22 protein-coding genes are annotated in these 18,357 nt (G+C 38.6%); 13 read left to right on the top strand and 9 right to left on the bottom strand.

The features are described 5' to 3' along the window. Positions 1-5 precede the first annotated feature (5 nt). Positions 6-641 carry a 50S ribosomal protein L25/general stress protein Ctc gene (locus tag LBYS11_RS13390; RefSeq protein WP_103118349.1) on the top strand — a complete coding sequence of 212 codons (636 nt, stop codon included), beginning with the start codon at positions 6-8 and terminating at the stop codon, positions 639-641. 311 nt (positions 642-952) lie between these two features. Here LBYS11_RS13390 and LBYS11_RS23100 read toward each other — a convergent pair whose 3' ends face one another. From LBYS11_RS23100 to LBYS11_RS13375, 5 genes are all read right to left on the bottom strand, one after another. Further along, positions 953-1,108, bottom strand: coding sequence for a hypothetical protein (locus tag LBYS11_RS23100; protein WP_158651954.1), 156 nt, complete (start codon positions 1,106-1,108; stop codon positions 953-955). 45 nt (positions 1,109-1,153) lie between these two features. Next, positions 1,154-1,426, bottom strand: a complete 273-nt coding sequence (locus tag LBYS11_RS23695) for a hypothetical protein (RefSeq protein WP_233732025.1) — start codon at positions 1,424-1,426, stop codon at positions 1,154-1,156. Further along, on the bottom strand, positions 1,426-1,758 hold the full coding sequence (locus LBYS11_RS23690) for a DUF2812 domain-containing protein (RefSeq protein ID WP_233732021.1): 333 nt from the start codon (positions 1,756-1,758) through the stop codon (positions 1,426-1,428). The genes LBYS11_RS23695 and LBYS11_RS23690 overlap by 1 nt, the downstream gene beginning before the upstream one ends. Next, positions 1,745-2,032, bottom strand: a complete 288-nt coding sequence (locus tag LBYS11_RS13380; protein WP_054550495.1) for a PadR family transcriptional regulator — start codon at positions 2,030-2,032, stop codon at positions 1,745-1,747. The genes LBYS11_RS23690 and LBYS11_RS13380 overlap by 14 nt, the downstream gene beginning before the upstream one ends. Before the next feature lie 143 nt (positions 2,033-2,175). After that, positions 2,176-2,802 carry a YczE/YyaS/YitT family protein gene (locus LBYS11_RS13375; RefSeq protein ID WP_004230690.1) on the bottom strand — a complete coding sequence of 209 codons (627 nt, stop codon included), beginning with the start codon at positions 2,800-2,802 and terminating at the stop codon, positions 2,176-2,178. A 162-nt stretch (positions 2,803-2,964) separates the two neighbouring features. Here LBYS11_RS13375 and LBYS11_RS13370 point away from each other — a divergent pair, with 162 nt between their 5' ends. Further along, the gene (locus tag LBYS11_RS13370) at positions 2,965-3,387 is read left to right on the top strand and encodes a pyridoxamine 5'-phosphate oxidase family protein (protein WP_048392416.1); all 423 of its coding nucleotides are present in this window, start codon (positions 2,965-2,967) and stop codon (positions 3,385-3,387) included. 95 nt (positions 3,388-3,482) lie between these two features. Then, positions 3,483-5,228, top strand: a complete 1,746-nt coding sequence (gene ade, locus LBYS11_RS13365) for an adenine deaminase (RefSeq protein ID WP_103118348.1) — start codon at positions 3,483-3,485, stop codon at positions 5,226-5,228. A gap of 178 nt (positions 5,229-5,406) precedes the next feature. Here ade and LBYS11_RS13360 read toward each other — a convergent pair whose 3' ends face one another. Beyond that, a complete protein-coding gene (locus LBYS11_RS13360) occupies positions 5,407-6,201 on the bottom strand; it encodes an SDR family NAD(P)-dependent oxidoreductase (protein ID WP_103118347.1) in 795 nt (264 codons plus the stop codon). A 111-nt stretch (positions 6,202-6,312) separates the two neighbouring features. Beyond that, a complete protein-coding gene (locus tag LBYS11_RS13355) occupies positions 6,313-7,323 on the bottom strand; it encodes a helix-turn-helix domain-containing protein (protein ID WP_103118346.1) in 1,011 nt (336 codons plus the stop codon). A gap of 508 nt (positions 7,324-7,831) precedes the next feature. On the opposite strand from LBYS11_RS13355, the gene LBYS11_RS13350 reads away from it, so the two are divergent. Continuing rightward, the gene (locus tag LBYS11_RS13350) at positions 7,832-8,371 is read left to right on the top strand and encodes a flavodoxin family protein (protein WP_054550452.1); all 540 of its coding nucleotides are present in this window, start codon (positions 7,832-7,834) and stop codon (positions 8,369-8,371) included. Between the two features lie 261 nt (positions 8,372-8,632). Further along, on the top strand, positions 8,633-9,532 hold the full coding sequence (locus LBYS11_RS13345; RefSeq protein WP_103119090.1) for a LysR family transcriptional regulator: 900 nt from the start codon (positions 8,633-8,635) through the stop codon (positions 9,530-9,532). Between the two features lie 22 nt (positions 9,533-9,554). On the opposite strand, the gene LBYS11_RS13340 is transcribed toward LBYS11_RS13345, so the two are convergent. Both LBYS11_RS13340 and LBYS11_RS13335 read right to left on the bottom strand, forming a co-directional pair. Continuing rightward, a complete protein-coding gene (locus tag LBYS11_RS13340; RefSeq protein WP_054550451.1) occupies positions 9,555-10,583 on the bottom strand; it encodes an S-layer homology domain-containing protein in 1,029 nt (342 codons plus the stop codon). A 125-nt stretch (positions 10,584-10,708) separates the two neighbouring features. Further along, a complete protein-coding gene (locus LBYS11_RS13335) occupies positions 10,709-11,446 on the bottom strand; it encodes an SDR family NAD(P)-dependent oxidoreductase (protein ID WP_016991666.1) in 738 nt (245 codons plus the stop codon). Between the two features lie 160 nt (positions 11,447-11,606). Between LBYS11_RS13335 and LBYS11_RS13330 the strand changes: the two genes are divergently transcribed. The 8 genes from LBYS11_RS13330 to LBYS11_RS13300 all read left to right on the top strand — a co-directional run bounded on the left by LBYS11_RS13330 (position 11,607) and on the right by LBYS11_RS13300 (position 18,355). Further along, complete coding sequence (locus LBYS11_RS13330; RefSeq protein ID WP_103118345.1) at positions 11,607-12,215, top strand: TetR/AcrR family transcriptional regulator; 609 nt, start codon at positions 11,607-11,609, stop codon at positions 12,213-12,215. 205 nt (positions 12,216-12,420) lie between these two features. Beyond that, entirely contained in the window at positions 12,421-12,582 is a 162-nt protein-coding gene (locus LBYS11_RS23290) for a hypothetical protein (RefSeq protein WP_004230657.1), read from the top strand. A 150-nt stretch (positions 12,583-12,732) separates the two neighbouring features. Next, positions 12,733-13,647, top strand: a complete 915-nt coding sequence (locus tag LBYS11_RS13325; RefSeq protein ID WP_103118344.1) for a metal ABC transporter solute-binding protein, Zn/Mn family — start codon at positions 12,733-12,735, stop codon at positions 13,645-13,647. A gap of 9 nt (positions 13,648-13,656) precedes the next feature. After that, on the top strand, positions 13,657-14,385 hold the full coding sequence (locus tag LBYS11_RS13320; protein WP_103118343.1) for a metal ABC transporter ATP-binding protein: 729 nt from the start codon (positions 13,657-13,659) through the stop codon (positions 14,383-14,385). Positions 14,386-14,396: 11 nt separating this feature from the next. Continuing rightward, the gene (locus tag LBYS11_RS13315; protein ID WP_054550447.1) at positions 14,397-15,269 is read left to right on the top strand and encodes a metal ABC transporter permease; all 873 of its coding nucleotides are present in this window, start codon (positions 14,397-14,399) and stop codon (positions 15,267-15,269) included. After that, positions 15,266-16,135, top strand: a complete 870-nt coding sequence (locus LBYS11_RS13310; protein WP_048392426.1) for a metal ABC transporter permease — start codon at positions 15,266-15,268, stop codon at positions 16,133-16,135. Before LBYS11_RS13315 ends, LBYS11_RS13310 begins: the two co-directional genes overlap by 4 nt. 220 nt (positions 16,136-16,355) lie before the next feature. Then, positions 16,356-17,552 (top strand): MFS transporter, encoded by a 1,197-nt coding sequence (locus LBYS11_RS13305; RefSeq protein WP_103118342.1) that lies wholly within the window; start codon positions 16,356-16,358, stop codon positions 17,550-17,552. A gap of 149 nt (positions 17,553-17,701) precedes the next feature. After that, complete coding sequence (locus LBYS11_RS13300) at positions 17,702-18,355, top strand: ArsR/SmtB family transcription factor (RefSeq protein ID WP_103118341.1); 654 nt, start codon at positions 17,702-17,704, stop codon at positions 18,353-18,355. The last annotated feature ends 2 nt before the right edge of the window (positions 18,356-18,357 follow it).

Here is an 18,357-nt window from a genome sequence, read left to right as displayed (position 1 = left end):
ATTCGATGAATATGGTTTTAACTGCCAGTAAACGTCAAAAGGGACAACAATCTTCTTTAACACAACTTCGACAAAATGGGGGCATTCCAGGTGTGGTTTACGGCTTTCAAATGGAATCAACGGCAATTATGTTAGATGCGAGAGCCTTTGCAAAAATGTTAGCTACACACGGTACGAAAAGTGTTTTCCAATTAGATGTTGAAGGAAAACGCATTAATGCAGTTTTAACAGAGGTACAACGTTGTGCATTAAAAGGGAATGTTAAGCATGTGGATTTTAAATCAATCAATATGTCAGAGGAGCTAGAAGTGGATATTCCAGTGACTGTAATTGGGGATGCAGTTGGAGTTGCTGATGGCGGATTCCTGCTCCAGCCTAATCGTGAAGTGCGTATTAAAGTGAAGCCAACTGACATTCCAGAAACCATTGAAATAGATGTTACAAATGTTGCAATTGGGACTTCTCTATACGTCGGAGATATTCGTCAACAGTTCTCGTTTGATATTTTACAAGAGGATGACTACACACTGGTGACGATTACACCACCGGCTGCTGAAAACGTACAGGAAGATGATACAGTGGACGATACACCAGAAGTGATGGAAGCAACAGGACAAAATACTGCTGAACCAGAAGCATAAATGAAAGAGGAGCCTCCTTACACTACGTAAGGGGCTCCTCCTGTTGTTGAAAAAGATATGTCACTAGCAGAAAAAGACCTTTTAGCAAGGTGAGAGGTTGATTTCCGTTCCGCCAGCGTCCTTTCCAGGGGGCGTCCGATGAGCCGCTTCACTCACTTACGTTCGCTCCAGGGTCTCCTCTGTGACGCTAAATCCCCTAGGAGTGACGCTGGCTCCACTCCAATCAACCATTCTGAAAAATGTCTTTACTTTTTCATACTAGCATAGCGATCAAATAGCCCATTATCTGTATTCTTAGAGGGGATAAGTTCTTATTTCCAAGGTGGAGAAGTGATGCGTGACAACACCTCTTCATAAAGAGTAATGAACACCTTCACTTTATTGCCCACAGGAAAGCAAGTAGCCTTCAACAGAAATCCATTTTCACCTATCACAAAAATTCTATTGATTGTTTTGTTTTTCAACACTATGAGGAGCCTCCTTACACTACGTAAGGGGCTCCTTATTATTTGCTATAAAAATTGCTGTATGGATTTACGATAACGATAATAGAGTGTGATGTAAATACTACAAGTTGCTAAAAATAGCCATGGTGGAAGAAAGCGCATGATGGCAAAGGGTGTTTCAAATAAAAAAGCAAAAAGGAAGGCAGAACCTTCTTTATCCCATAAACCTGGGGTATAATATGCGCTTTTTATACTGAAAAAGGGAGCGACGTTATCGGTGCCATTAAAAATCATTAAGAAGATAAGTGAGAGTATTGCCCAATTGCTTGCATGTTTCATTAAACGTTTATATTTCGCAATGTGGGAATCATGATCTGAAAATAATTCATCATTACCATCTTTACTTTTTGTCCAATAAAAGTGCCATCATATGATTTTTCTTTTACTATACGCCAGCCAAAATCTTCATGTAATTGCTTATAGGTAGCTTTCTTTTCTTTGCGAAGCTCCTGCTGACAATCAATCCGAATAACTTGTTCAAGATTTTCAGTAGGCTGAAATGTATAAATACCTGCTGAGTTTATGTGAGAGCATAGCCAACCCTTGGCTAACATTTCGTTTAACCAACGCTCTTCCTTTTCGATATCAAAAAAGATTTTAAACTTTATCATGTTCGCCAGCTCCCTCGTATAAAGATAAAATGCGCTGCAATCTTTGTTGCTCTGCCGCTAATATTTCTAGACCCTCTTCTGTGGTTTGATAAACCTTGCGTCTTGTATCCTGGGTCTCAACAGGCGCGATCCAATGATATTTTAATAAATTTTCAATGGCTCCATACATAGTGCCAGCAGCAATCCTTACACTACCTGCGCTCATTTCCTCGATTTTTTGCATCATGGCATAGCCATGTAGCGGTTCACGTAAGGCAAGTAGAATATAATGCATGGTTTCGGATAAAGGTAATAATTTATGTTTTTTCACATCTTCACCTCAAATATACAGTTGGACTATATAGTTTGATTATATATAGTTGAACTGTATATTTCAACTGTAAAAAAGACAATGCAAAAATGCATTGTCTTTAAAGTTTAGACAACAGCGCTTTTCACGCCTGTCCATCGCATAAATAATTTTTCGTTATAGGATAAGGCAAATTGTACGATTGGTCCAAGCCCAAATGCCATAAATACCGTACCGATGCCTATAGGACCGCCAAGTAGGAAGCCAATGATTGCAACTGTTACTTCCATTGTTGTACGAGAGCGAGTCACACTCCAGCCAAGCTTATGAACCATCATCAGCATGAGTGTATCACGCGGTCCAATACCTAAATTTGCTACCATATACATTCCACAGCCCCAGCCTAGTAACACTAACCCTGTAAGGTAAGAAATAAGTTGCATCCAAAAACCATCAATATCAGGTAACCAATAGTTGAAAATATCAATAAAAATGCCTGCCAAAAACATATCGATAAACGTTCCAGGTAAAGGGAACTTTTTCGTAATCAGCATATCAAACGCTAAAATAGCAAGTCCCAAAATAATGGACCATGAACCGATTGATAGGCCTACTGTTTTTGTTAAGCCAATATGTAGTACATCCCATGAGCCCACTCCAAAGAGTTGGCCTTTAATTGTTAATGTGATACCAAAAGAAAGTACGATAATGCCTGTTATGAAAAACAAACAGCGCGTAAAAAAAGCTTGTTTCATTTTTAACCCTCATTCATTCGAAAATTCCTGTTGTCCATCCAGTTATTATAACAATAGATTTTCAATATGCCCGAAGATTGTCATTTCACATTTTTCAAAAAAGACCGTTTAGCTTTCTTGGGAGAGGGCAAAATAGATATATAGATGAAAGGATGGGATATTATGACTTCTGTACGTGATGAAATTCTAGAAGTGTTAAATCGAGAAAAGATTGGCACAATGGCGACTGTAGAAAATGGCAAACCTTACTCACGATACATGACATTCCAGCATGAAGATTTTGTATTGTATACAGTGACGAATAAGCATTCAGAAAAAATGGAAGAGCTGCGCAAAAACCCATATACCCATATTTTATATGGCTACGAAAATGGTGGCTTTGGTGATACGTATGTGGAAATAGAAGGCAAACTTACTGAAGTACATGAAGAAGGGATAAAAAATAAACTAGCCGAATTTTTTACAAGTATCTTTATTGGCAATCAGGATGAAATGGTGACATTAAAGATTGAGCCTATTCGTATGCGCTTGATGAATAAAAAAGGGCAACCACCTAAAGAGCTAGAATTTTCGAACGACCATTGATCAATGGTCGTTTTTTACTGATGTAGCGATAAATAGTTGCAATGGCTAGCATCTTTTTGGCATGATAGTTCTTAAAAGAAAAAGGAGTATAAGTTATGTCGATAAAATTACAGCAGCTAACACAAAATGTATTATCATCTCAAGGAAAAGTAGAGGCAGATTTTATACTGAGAAATGCGCAAATTGCGGATGTTTTTTCGTTAACATGGCAAAAAGCAGATATCGTCGTGAAGAATGGGATGATTGTGGCTCTAGATCGCACGAATAAGTTTCACGCTAAACAGGAAGAGGATGCGGCAGGAGGCTATGTCATTCCTGGTTTAATTGATGGTCATATACATATTGAGTCTTCTATGTTGACACCAGGGGAATTTAGTCGCGTTTTACTTCCTCATGGGATTACAACGGTAATGACAGATCCTCATGAGATCGCCAATGTTGCAGGAGCAGAAGGCATTCAATTTATGCTCGATGATGCACAAAAGGCAGATATGGATATTTTTGTGATGCTGCCATCAAGTGTGCCAGGTACACAGTTTGAAAATGCAGGCGCTACACTAACAGCTAAGGATTTGGCACCATTTCTACAACATGAACAGGTTCGTGGATTAGCTGAGGTGATGGATTTCCCAGCGGTATTAAATGGGCAAGAGGACATGCTTCAGAAAATTTTATTATCGCAGGAAGCAAATTTAGTCATTGATGGGCATTGTGCAGGCTTACAAAGCGAACAAATTACAGGCTATCGAGCTGCGGGTATTCACACAGATCATGAATGTGTAACGGCTGAGGAAGCCATTGACCGTGTAGAGCAGGGGATGTATGTGCTAATCCGAGAGGGCTCAGCCGCGAAAAACTTACGTGACTTATTGCCAGCTGTCCAGTCGCATAATGCTCGTCGCTTTGGATTTTGTACAGATGATAAATATGTGGATGAATTAATCGACGAAGGCAGCATCAATTATGATATCGCCATGGCAATAGCTGAAGGGATGCAACCATTGCAAGCAATCCAGTTAGCAACCGTTAACACCGCAGAATGCTATCGTTTATTAGATCGAGGTGTACTTGCACCAGGCTATAAGGCAGATTTTGTGTTAATAGAGAATTTGTCAACAATGCAGGCAAAGGCCGTATGGAAAAATGGGCAGAAAGTGGCTGAAAATGGTAAAATGCTGACAAATCATCAAGAGCCAGTTGTGCCTGCTCATATCCATCAATCTGTCCATTTACCAACCATTACAAAGGATAGGCTACAACTAGCATTCACAAAGGGTACAAAGGCAAATGTAATGGAGATTGTGCCGAATCAGCTAATTACCAATCATGTAATAATGGATGTACCTGTAAAGGATGGTGTTTTCGTCCCTTCTGTAGAACAAGATCTACTGAAACTAGCCGTCATCGAACGTCATCATCAGCTACACACGACAGGTTTAGGAATTGTTAAAGGCTTTGGCTTACAAAAAGGAGCAGTAGCCACAACAGTAGCTCATGATTCCCATAATGCCCTTGTTCTAGGAACAAATGATGAGGATATGGTCCTGGCGCTTACACGCATTCAGGAAATCCAAGGGGGCTTTGTGATCGTTGCGGATGGCCAAATTCTAGCGGAGATGCCATTAACCATTGGTGGCTTGATGACAGATGTACCAGCTCAACAGGCAAAGGAGCAGCTAGCAGGCTTGCACAGGGCATTAAAGACGCTTAATCCAACATTAGATTTCCATTTTCTACTAACGTTTTCTTTTGTGGCATTACCAGTTATTCCTACTTTAAAGCTAACAGATACAGGATTATTTGATGTGACAACCTTCCAGCATATCACGGTAGAAGCATAGACGGTAGAACGACCTAATTGCGGTAAGCGATTAGGTCGTTTATTATCATTCTGTATACCGTAATAAGGTAAATCTTTTTTTACGTCGTGGAATAATATATTTTCCCAGATGCTCCTTCTGCTCATTCATCGAGCAATATGCAGCCATGCGATTTATCGTCATGGAGACGAGGGGAATGTTAAAAAATTGTCGGTACCATACCACCATCCATACGAATTGGTGAACCTTTAAATGCAGATGCAAATGGACTACATACAAATGTAGTTATTCTCCCTATTTCGATGGGTTTGATAAATCTTTGGATTTCTGATTGAGGTAGGTTTGTCATCATAAATTCTCTCTCTTTCTCAGAAAAACTCATGTCTTTATTAGGAAACATACCATCAATTATTTGATACACATTCTCAGAGAGTGTTGGTCCTGGCATGATTGTATTAATTGTAACCTCTCTTCCTATTGTTAATTTAGATAGGCTTTTTGATAAAGATAATAGCATCGTTTTTGTCATGCAATATTGAGGCATTTGTCCCGAGGGTATAATTGCTTCTTCACTTGCAATAAAAATAATGCGACCAAAATTATTTTCCAACATTTTAGGCAAGTAAAATTTAGATAATCCATTTGCCGCAAGAACATTCGTACGAAAGTATTTTTCCCATGTATCATCATCAACATCTTCATAAGGCATAATTTCATAGATACCCATATTGTTCACTAAAATATCAATACAGGGATATTTTTCAAATAAAGCTTCTCTTTGATGTATATCAGCAATATCGGCTGTAGCATTTTGTGGAAAAGTAGATGGATAAGTTAATTTAATTTCATTTACAGTGCGTTGTACTTCTTCATCATTTCGTCCATTTATTAGTACGTTCACACCTTCTTTGGCTAGTTCGATAGCGATTGCTTTCCCTATACCTCTTGTAGATCCGGTCACTAAAGCTGTTTTATTGTTCAATCCTATATCCATATTACATTGCTCCTCTATCTATTCTGATTTTCTAAAGTGGATGTAAAAATAAAACTCCAACTTTTTTGAATGTCTGACTATTGCTATTGTGTTTCAAAATTTTATATTTATCTAATTTGTTCCTACATGTTTAGAACGCCAATTTGAAGGCGTATCACCTTCCCAAAGGTGGAAGGCACGGTAAAATGAGTTCTGATCTTCGTATCCAATCAGGAAGGCGACATCTTTAATATCAAGCGAGGGGTCTGCTAGATACTCGCGTGCCTGATCACGTCGAACTTGTGTTAACAAAAACTTAAAGCTCGTGCATTCGCTAGTAAGCCTGCGCTGCAAAGTACGGTCGCTCATTCCTAACTCGCTCGCGACTGTCTGTATGTCAGGGCGTCCTCCTGCTAAGCTACGTTTTATTATCCATTTAACCATCTCAGTGAAGGAGCTGCTAAGTTGGTGCTCATTCAACGATTGATCCAGCAGAGGGGTCAACATTTCCAGTAACTCTAAGTTATATGAGGCAAAGTGACGATCCAGATCCCCGCGGTGTATCGTCAACCGGTTACACGTGGCACCCATTTGGATACTGCAACCGAAATACTCTTCAAGGGTCTGTACATCGCCCATAGGATGTGAAAATTCAACTAACTTTGCTGCTATCGGTTGACCTGTCCCCCGACGTCCGAGCTCAAGAAGAAATGCAAGTGTGATACCAACTAGCATAGGTGGACCAGGTTGCTCAGTATAGGCCCAATCTAGTTCGATTGTACAATCCTCACCTTCCTCAGTGATACGCAAGCTTTCAGGCGGACACAGTTGTTTGTACCGTACCATTCTCTTTAACGCATCACGATAATCACGTGCATGGTAGGCTACTAGGACAGTAGGTGGGTAATGAGTTGGTTCAAAGCTAGTCGCTAGTTTGATGATTCCTTTAGCAGTGTCGTCAATGATATCGGAATAAGCCTGCCACATCGAAAAATATTGGGTTATAGAGACGACTGGTTCCTTAATAATAGTGATAGGTAGTCGTGCTTTTCGAACCACGTCTTGCGGGGCAATTCCTACTTGACGTAATCCTTCCCAAAATCCCAAAGGCATTTTAATACGATTAGAGGTATGTAACAACATCAATTTGAGGCTCCTTCATCATATATATTTATTGTTCATATCGTGATTTTTGCCCTGCTTTGTTTGAACGGGACAGTTTATATAGTATCTTTTCAATCACGCCTTGTAACTAGCAAACAGTGACTACTAACTTGCTATGTGCGACAAATTTTTAGAAAACAAGAATATTAATGCTTGGATCAATGCAATACTCTGTTAACTTTAGCACATCTTAATCACTATCATTCGCAGTATTCTTTTTTCTCTTTTACAATATCCTCGTTTCTTAAAAACTGAAGAGGCATTTTGATTTTTCTCAAGATATTTAATACAGAATAGGGTATAGAAGCTCAATACAGCAAAAAAATGTTTATATCTTTATCCATTTTGCAAAAGAGCAACCCCTTTGAAATCATTTTTTTCGATTGATTTTATCGAAATAATCATCTTTATCGAATTGTAATTTCATAATAAGATATAGGTATACGGGAACAATAGTAAAAACTTCAAGGAAACGGGGATATTCTAAATGTCAATAGCAGTTATTTATGGTGGCAATCGGTCGAATGGGAATGTAGAGACTTTAACAAAATTAGCCACTCAAGGCCTAATGATTGAAGAAATTTATCTAAAGGACTGTGTTATTCAGCCAATAATCGATAAGCGTCATGCTGCGGAAGGTTTCACAGATGTCAGCGATGATTATAACGCCGTCATTGACCGTATTCTTCCACATGATATTCTTATATTTTCTACGCCTATTTATTGGTATAGTATGACAGGAGCGATGAAGAACTTTATAGATCGATGGTCACAAACCTTAAGAGACCCGAATTATCCTGATTTTAAAGCATTAATGTCTTCTAAAAAAGCATATGTCATTGCAGTTGGTGGAGATGAGCCTTATATAAAGGGGTTACCAATGATTCAGCAATTTCAACATATTTTTGATTTTGTTGGGATAACCTTTGAGGGATATATTCTAGGAGAAGGAAACAAGCCAGGCGAGATCCTTCAAGATCTAAAAGCATTGTCTGCAGCTGATCATCTTAGAAAAGAATTACAATAAGTCGACCTTATTGGCTTTAGATGATATTGACTATTTTTATAGCACAATACAATGAAACGAATTTGGAGGGAAGAAGTCTCCAAATTCGTTTCTCTTTATATGATGAAAGGTTCTTTTGATGTTAGATATTTACTTGCGCTATTGGTAAATGCAGCCTTCTCTTTCTTTCAGCTACAAACTAGTGTATATTGGATTTTATTATCGAAAAGGATGAATGTTTCAACAAAAACTATCGAAGAAATAGATGAAGGGGTTCAAGTGATGGATATTAAGCAGCTTCAAACGTTTTTTACAGCAGCTGAAACATTAAGCTTTACACAGACAGCCCAGCTTCTTGACTACGCTCAATCGAGTATTACAGCTCAGATAAAAACATTAGAACAAGAGTTAGGTGTTCATCTTTTTGAGCGGCTTGGCAAGCGTATTATTCTCACAGAAGAGGGCAAGCGTCTACAGCATTATGCAAAAAAAATGCTTGAGCTAGACCGTGAAATGAAAAAAGCTATATCCAACGAGCAGGAGCAAGTCCTATTGAAGGTAGGAGCACAGGAAAGTCAGTGTGTCTATCGACTACCAAGTATTTTACAGCAATTTCAACAAGCACACCCGCAAGTGAAAATCATTTTCAAGCCTGTGCATACAACAGCTATTGCAAAGGATTTATTACAAGCTGGTAAACTTGATATTGCATTGATAACGGACACTTATCAGGAAACAGCCATGCTCAAGCGAGAGCGATTGATTCAGGAACAGCTTGTTTTTGTGAGTGCCCCCAAAGAAATTAGTCAGCCTCTATCGGCTCAACAAATTTCAACTGAAACGATGTTGTTAACAGAAACAGGGTGCTCCTATCGTAATCATTTAGAAGCACAGCTACAGCAAGAGGGTGTCAATCCCTTACAAATGATTGAATTCGCCAGTATTGAAGCAATCAAGCAATGTGTGATGGCAGGGTTAGGTATTACATTTTTACCTAAAATGGTTGTAGAGAAGGAGCTGGAAAGTGGGCAATTAATGGAAGTACCGTCCACAATTGATTTAGCGCCAATTTATACAGATATTGCATGGCATAAAGATAAGCATATGCATCCCTGTCTCGAAGATTTTATTGCCATCGCCAAACATAGCTATGAAGCTTTTAAGGATGAAAAAAGAGCCTGAATGATTCAGACTCTGTTACAAATTATTGCTGCTTGAGGGTACCCGAAAAATTGGTGCCTTCATTACGTTCAGCACGACAATCAATCTCGGACACCTTTAGGGCATTATTGGATAAACGTTCAAACTCGACAACACAACGATTGCCATTCGAGGATGTATTCATAAGGGCTTTCGTATTGCTTGTAATTGTGGCTGTGCCATTTACACTACCTGAAGCGGAGCCATCATTCGCCGTTAAAGCAATAGAAAAGCTCTTGTTTGTGGCATTGGAGATTATAGCATCACGGCGGTTAAACTCATTTGTACCCTTGCCCCATTTGTAGTAATAAGTATACACACCTTCCCATGCGCTTTTACTAGGAGTAGCCTGCTGTAATGATTTGTCGAGCTGGTTTTGAGCATTTTTTGCCCTATTATTTAAGGATACGTTGTTGGCATTCTCATGAATTGCTTGTGCATCCGCTGAAATTTCATAATAATTTCGTTCGTCCATACGATAGAGCATCGTAACAACTTGCGCACGGGTCATGTTGCTTGTCACGCCATAAAACTTTTGTAAATTACGCTCTTCATACTGTGGATTTAGCCCGGAAGAAATATAGGTATCAAGTAAAAATTGAATAGATTGATCTAAGCCCTTCTTACCGCTAGCTAAATGAGCAATAGCCTGTGCCACTACACCACGCTTCACAGTAGCCGCTCGGATTCGGTTGTCGAAATAGCCATTTAAAGGCACCCCATAGCTTGCGAGCTGGTTATAGAAATCATCCGACCAGTTTGCCGAAGGCGTTTGCTTTTTTAATTCGTCGATGGGCGTTTCAAGCTCATAAAAATTGGCTAATAATTTTGCTAATTGCTGTTCAGTAATGGTAGCATTCGGTTTAAATGTACCGTCTGTAAAGCCATTAACAATATCATATTCTTCTGCCCATAAAATAGCTTCATATGCATAATGATCCTTTGATACGTCCCGAAAGCCAGCAGCTTGTACATTGCCTGCACTAGCTATAATCAGAATAGAAAATAATAATGTACCTATTAATTTTTTCATTTGTTGTCTTCATCCTTTCTTGCTCGCTTTAGTAATAGTTTGCAGGAAATGGATAAAAACTGCAAATTTTTCTAGTGAAAAAATAATCGCTGCCCTTAGTCGGGTAGCGATTATTTTAAACGTCGTTATTGGGCTGTGTAGCCACCATCTACTGTTAATGTGTTCCCTGTCATAAACGTTGAATCGTCACATGCCATAAATAAAACAGCTTTCGCCATTTCCTCTGGTTGTCCTAGTCGTTGCATAGGTGTGATTTGACGTAATGGCTCCTTACTTTCTTCTGGGATAATTGGTGTATCAATAAAGCCTGGACATAGGGCATTGACACGAATCCCTCGCGTAGCAAATTCTAATGCTAATGAACGTGTTAAATTAATCACGCCTCCTTTTGCTGCATTATAAGCAGCTGATCCTGGCGAGCCAACCCAACCATACATCGAAGCAGTATTAACGATTGTACCACCATTCGCTTTTAGCATTTCTTTGATGGCAGCCTGCGCCATTAAAAATACACCATCTAAGTCTACATTTACAGTTTGACGCCATTCCGCATAAGGAAGCTCCTCAGTTGGCGTAACACGACCAATCCCTGCATTATTAAAAAGGACATCGACTTTGCCAAATGCCTCAATAGTTGTTTGATAAATAGCTGCTACTTCCTGTTCATCCGTTACATTTGCTTTGATAAACATGGCTTCTGCTCCTGTTGCCTGTAGTTCAGCTGCAAATGCTTGGCCTTTTTCCTCATTTAGGTCCACAAGCACCACTTTTGCACCTTCTGCTACAAATAATTGGGCTGTTGCAGCACCGATACCAGAAGCACCACCTGTAATAATTGCGACTTTATCTTGTAATTTCCCCATACATGACACTCCCTTAAACAAACTTTTTTCTTGCACACTGTGTAAATCACGGTGTACTTTTATTGTAAAACGCCTGAAAACGGAAACAATCATTAATGTCGTAGTAAATATCTAACTAGTAGACATATGTGCCTGAAATGTCTAAAAGGGGGAAGTAAAATTGCCAAAATGGACACAAAGACAAGAAAGAACCCGCCGTCATTTTTATGAAGCGTTTGTCGATTTAATGAAACAACATGGTTTTCAAGCCATTACAGTGAAGGATATTGTAGAACGAGCGGGCTATAACCGTAGTACCTTTTATGTGCATTTTCAAGATAAATTTGAACTAGCAGAGAATTTGCTAGAACAAATGCTGAATGGTCTGGAAGTGGCAGTAGGTGAACCCTACCTATATGGAGAAAAGGTATACACGACAAAATTGAAAGCACCATCCTTTAATATTATTCATTACATTTATAAGCACCGTTTGTTTTTCGAGCTGCTGAATGTGGAAGATACGATTCCTGGGTTGCACACCCGAATGCCCTTAACGATCACAAAAATTTATCAAGAGCAATTTAAATTTGAGACGATCAATCAGCAGCCTGTCAACATGAACATGTTCAAACATTATACTTCCTACGGCTTTTATGGATTGATGATGCAATGGATTGCAAGCGGCTATGAAAAATCAGAAGAAGCTTTAATCAAGGATATTATTGAATTAACAAAAACACATATTTATGCATTTGAATTTATAGGAAAGTCGCTGGAAAAAGAAAGATGAAAGTATATTAACATAAATCTATGTATTTTTATAAAAAATCTCTAATGTCTGCATTAGGGATTTTTTTGTTTGGGCTAAACTAATTTTTTTATAAGAAAAAAATTTTTTTAAAGAAATTTTCATAAAGTAGTTGAATTTTCTTTGTATTAAGCATATATTTTTCCTAAGGGAAACAAAATATCTCCAAAGAAAGAAGAGTGCGTGAATGAAAGATTTAGGTGATTTCAAGCTGACGATTCTTCCAATGGCCATTTTAATTATTTTAGCAATCGTATGGAAACTGACCGATTCAGTAGGCGCAGGTATGATGTTAATCCTTTTCTGGATGAGCTGGCGCCAGCTTATCAGGAAAATGAATATAAATTAAGGTATTGTGTGGAAAAAGTTGGGATATTAGTTGTATACGACTAGGGCGGGCATGACAAACGATTTACGGCTTGTCCGCCGATTGGTTACTTCGTAGTTTAGGCACTTTTTTCTAACAATTGCTTAAAAAAGAGAAAGTTGAGGTAGGAAAATGAAACAATGGTTAGGTGTGGTGATATTATCACTCTCATTTCTATTATTTGGCTGTTCAGCAGAAACAGAGGGTGAAAAAGAAGGCATTGTGGTTGCAACCACAGGACAAATTGCAGATGCGATTAAAGAAATCAGTGGTGATCATTTACAGGTATCAGCATTGATGGGTCCAGGCGTAGATCCCCATCTCTACAAGGCGACTCAAAGTGATTTATCGAAATTGGATAAAGCAGAAGTCATTTTTTATAATGGCTTACATTTAGAAGGACAAATGCTCGATATCTTTGAACAAATGGCGAAGGATAAAACGGTCTTGGCAGTGGGCGAGACATTAGATGAAAAGCAACTGCTTGCCAGTGATACGGATGCCATGCTCCATGATCCACATATTTGGTTTGATGTTGAGCTTTGGAAAGGTGTTGTCAAGGCAATCAGTACGCAGCTTCAGGAAGAATACCCTGAATTTAAAGAAGATTTTCAAACAAATGAAGCAGCTTACTTGAAAAAGCTGGATGATTTACAAAGCTACGCAGAAAAACGTGTGAATGAAATACCACAGCAACAAAGAATATTAGTAACGGCTCATGATGCATTCAATTACTTTGGCAGAAGTCAGGGATTTGAAGTACGTGGCTTGCAAGGGCTGAGTACGGATTCAGAGTATGGTGTGAAGGATGTTCAGGAGATGGTTGATTTCTTAGTAGAAAATAAGATTAAGGCTCTTTTTATAGAATCCAGTGTGTCCGATAAGGCAATGAAAGCTGTTATTGAAGGGGCTAAGGAGAAAGGTCACGACATTGTCATCGGTGGAGAATTATTCTCAGATGCTATGGGAGCTGAAGGAACAACAGAAGGTACGTATATAGGTATGTATCAACATAACATCGACACAATCGTCGATGCATTAAAGTAGGTGAAGAATATGTATGCATTAACAGTGGAAAATCTATCAGTGGCGTATGATAAAAAAACAGTATTAGAAAATGCCTGTGTAACAGTGCCTACAGGCCATTTAACTGCCATTATTGGCCCAAATGGTGCAGGGAAATCCACATTTTTAAAGGCCATTTTAAATCAGCTTCCTAATAAAGTAGGAAAGGTAGAAATTTTAGGGAAGGTGTTTGAGCCAAAGAGTTTAGTCGTAGGCTATGTGCCTCAGCGTAATGCGGTGGATTGGGATTTCCCAACAAATGCGTTGGATGTGGTGCTCATGGGGCGTTATGGCCATACAGGCTTATTTAAAAGAACGTCTAAGCAGGATAAAATTGTTGCTCGACAAGCTTTAGCAAGTGTTGGGATGCAGGATTTTGCAGAGCGTTCCATCGGGCAGCTTTCAGGAGGCCAGCAACAACGTGTATTCCTAGCTAGAGCCCTTGCACAAAATGCAGATATATATTTTTTAGATGAACCATTTGCAGGAGTAGATGCTGCGACAGAAAAAACGATTATTGATATTTTAAAGGATTTAAAGGCACAGGGAAAAAGTATTTTTGTTGTGCATCACGATCTTCAAACCGTCAAAGAATACTTTGACTATACGATTCTATTAAACAAAACGATTTTAGCATCAGGCGCAACGGAAGATGTTTTTACACCAGAGCAATTACAAAAAACATATGGTGGTAAACTTTTCATGATGCAGCATGTGTAAGGAGGGACATAATGTTAAGCGGTAACTTATTGTGGGTACTGAGTGGAACGATGTTACTTGGCATTGCAGCAGGCATCACAGGCACGTTCTCCTTCTTACAGAAACAAAGTCTAGTTGGGGATGCTGCTGCGCATGCAGCATTACCAGGTATTGCCCTTGCGTTCCTGCTAACAGGTCAAAAGGAATTGCCAATTTTAATGCTAGGAGCGGGCATTACATCTGCATTATCTGTGTATTGTATTCAATGGATTGTGTCATTTTCAAAAATGAAGGCTGACGCTGCCATTGGATTAGTCCTCACCGTATTTTTTGGTGTTGGTGTTGTATTTTTAACAGTGGTTAACCGTAGCCCACTGGGGAATCAGAGTGGTCTGAATAATTTTATTTTCGGTAAAGCAGCGACGATGACCAAGGCAGATTTAATGTGGCTCTTTATTAGTGCAACCATCATTATTGTGGTTAGTCTCTTGCTTTATAAGGAATGGAAGCTACTGATCTTTGATCCTGTTTATGCAAAAGGGATTGGCTTACCAATAGAGGCTTTAAAGGCAACATTAACTGTTTTAATTGTCATGACAATTGTTACAGGTATACAAGCTGTTGGCGTTATTTTAATGTCAGCTTTATTAATTATTCCTGCTGCCAGTGCCAAGTTATGGACAAAAAAATTGAGCACAATGCTCATTTTAAGTGCTGCGATTGGAGGTATCGCTGGCATAACAGGAACCTTTATTAGTGCGATTCGAACAGGGTTATCGACGGGTCCTATAATTGTCTTAGTGGCAGCAGGTATATTCTTTCTATCGTATTTTATAAGTCCAACTGGTCAAATTAGTAAATATCGTAGGAAAATGCAATTTCGAAAGCAGGGTGATGTAGGATGATCGAATTTTGGGTTGTATTCACGGGACTGTTAGTTGGGGTAACTTGTGGAATTGCAGGTGTCTTCCTCATCTTGCGTAGAATGTCCATGATTGCAGATGCGATCAGTCATACAGTGCTCTTTGGCATTGTGATGGCTTACCTTATTACCCAAACGTTGAATGGTTTTTGGATGTTGGTAGGTGCTGCGTTTGCAGGGATTTTAACAGCCTATCTTGTGCAATTATTACATTCTTCTGGTATTCAAGAAGACGCAGCGATAGGCGTAGTGTTTACATCTCTGTTTGCAGCAGGTGTTCTCCTCATCACCTTATTTGCAGGCAATGTGCACTTAGATGTTGAGCATGTTTTAATGGGAGAAATTGCTTTTGTTCCTTGGGATAAATGGACATTGCTTGGGCTGGCAATGCCTAAGGCAGTATGGATGCTCTTACTCGTCCTCGTCATTAATATTGCGTTCCTACTCCTATTCTTTAAAGAAATGAAGCTTGCAACGTTTGACCCTGTGTATGCAGCAACCATTGGCATTCCCGTTGTCTTTCTTCATTATGGCTTTATGACATCGATTTCGTTTACAACAGTGGCAGCTTTTGATAGTGTAGGGGCCATTTTAGTGGTTGCCATGTTGATTGGGCCAGCTGCTACCTCCTATTTAATCAGCAAGACGATTAAGCAAATGTTCGTCTATAGTATGCTCTTTGGAGCTGCTGCTTCCGTCATTGGCTATTATTTAGCGAAATTTTGGGATACCTCTATAGCAGGTATGATGGCAACAACAGTCGGCTTCATTTTTATCGTGACGTTCATCTGTCAAAAAATCGTTGAGCGTAGAAAAAAAGTACTTGTTCATAAACTAGAAACTTCTTAATGAAAAACGTCGTTTGATACGCCCATCAAACGATGTTTTTTCTTTTGAGGACAAGTTCAAACTTTTGAATGAGTACTACTTCTAGGAAAAATAGTATACTCGTTAAGATAAACTAGAAAGAGAACGAATAGTAGCATCTAGCAAATTTTTCTATATTTTTATGTACGAATATTTAAAATTTTGTTACGATAAATTTTACGATAGCAACAAGGAGAACAGCATGTGGAGAAATCGAAACGTATGGATTATTTTATTAGGTGAATTTGTCGTAGGTCTCGGCTTATGGGCTGGCATTATTGGCAATTTAGCCTTTATGCAAGAGGTAGTACCTTCTGACTTTCACAAATCATTAATTATTTCTTGTGGTATTTTAGCAGGCTTAGTTGTTGGTCCAATGGCAGGACGTATCATTGACCAATCGAAGAAAAAAACGGTTGTCCAGATGGCGAGTATCGGACGCATCATCAGTGTTTTATTTATGTTTATCGCACTTTATACTAATTCGGTCATTTGGATGATTCTATTTTTAATCACGCTGCAAATAGCGGCAGCATTATATATGCCTGCCTTGCAATCTATTATTCCCATGATTGCGAAGGAACAGGATTTAATTACATTAAATGCTTGGCAAATGAATGCGAGAACCATTTCAAGGATCATCGGTACAGCCGCTGCTGGATTTATGCTCAGTTTTTTTGAGTTAAAATGGTTATATATTATTTCATTTATTGTCTATTTAGGCATGTTTGTCATTACTAGTTTATTGCAATTGGATGAAGCATCTACTGAAACGATGACAAACAAAGAAAAAGGGAATTTTAAAGAAGTGTTACCGATGATCAAAGAGCATCCAGTCGTCTTGATGACGCTTGTCTTAATGTTAATTCCTACATTATTTTTAGGCTCTTTTAATTTAGTGATTATGAAAATATCTGAAATTCATCAATCTACCACAATTTCAGGATTATTGTATACGGTGGAAGGTATCGGATTTATGCTTGGTGCAGCTGGTTTGAAAATGATTGCTGACCGTGTACAAATGGGTACACTGCTTTTTTCATTAGCCTTTATTATCGGCTCAATGGAGCTCCTATTATTACTTGCAGAGACTCCATTTTTCGCTTTAGTGGCATTTGGCGTTTTTGGCTTTTCAGTTGGCTGTTTTTTCCCAACGACAATGGTAATTTTCCAAAAACAAGTACCCAAACAGTTTCATGGACGCTTTTTCTCATTCCGCAACATGATTGATTCCGTCGTCTTTCAAATCGTGCTTTTATCAACAGGTATGATGCTAGATTTAATTGGTTTAAGTGGTATGGGACTTGTTTTCGGAATCATAAGCTTAAGTTTAACCACTACTTTCTTATTTTACGCTAAGAAAAAGAAAGTCGTTATGCATGCACATTCAATCAATTAAAAAGGTAGAACATGTTTCTTCGGAAGCATGTTTTATTTGTGCATAAAAAATATTGATGTGTAGTAACAAATGATTGACAATGGTAAAATAAAACATTATTATTCAACTATTCAATTAATTTATTGAATAGTTGAGAGGGGTAAGTATTAATGAATGAGCGTAACTTAAGGGATTTGTTATATCAAGAATTCGCTAGAGTAGGAAAAAGTTTGTCTAGTCCTAAGCGATTGGAGATTCTCGATATTCTTTCTCAAGGTCGGAAGTCAGTTGAGACATTAGCCAAGAACACCGAAATGTCAGTGGCAAATGTATCTCAACATTTACAAACACTTTTGAACGCCCGATTAGTAAAATTTACAAAAGAGGGTAATTTTGTTATTTATGAATTAGCAGATGATGTGATAGCTGATTTTTTATCAACATTACATGCCTTATCTGAAAAGCAATTGATTCAGGTTCAGCAAATAAAAGAAGCATTTTTTAATGAGCACCTTGGTATAGAGGGAGTAACACTTGCCCAGCTTGTTACTCGTATGGAAAAAGGGGAGGTTTTATTGATAGATGTTCGCCCAAAAGAAGAGTTTGAAAAAGCGCATATTCCTGGAGCTGTTTCGATCCCTATTGAAGAGTTAGAGGAACAGCTATCTTCATTGCCAACCGATTTTGACATTGTGGCTTATTGTAGAGGCCCTTACTGCTTACTGTCGGCACAAGCTGTAAAAATGTTGAAAGCAAAAGGCATAAATGCTTTTCGGTTAAAAGAGGGTGTTCTAGAATGGAAAAATTTTACTGAAAATAAATAAAG

Source organism: Lysinibacillus sp. YS11, from assembly GCF_002896375.1.
GTDB lineage: Bacteria > Bacillota > Bacilli > Bacillales_A > Planococcaceae > Lysinibacillus > Lysinibacillus capsici.
Note: the sequence above shows the minus strand (reverse complement) of the source record. Positions and strands in the feature narration are given on the sequence as shown.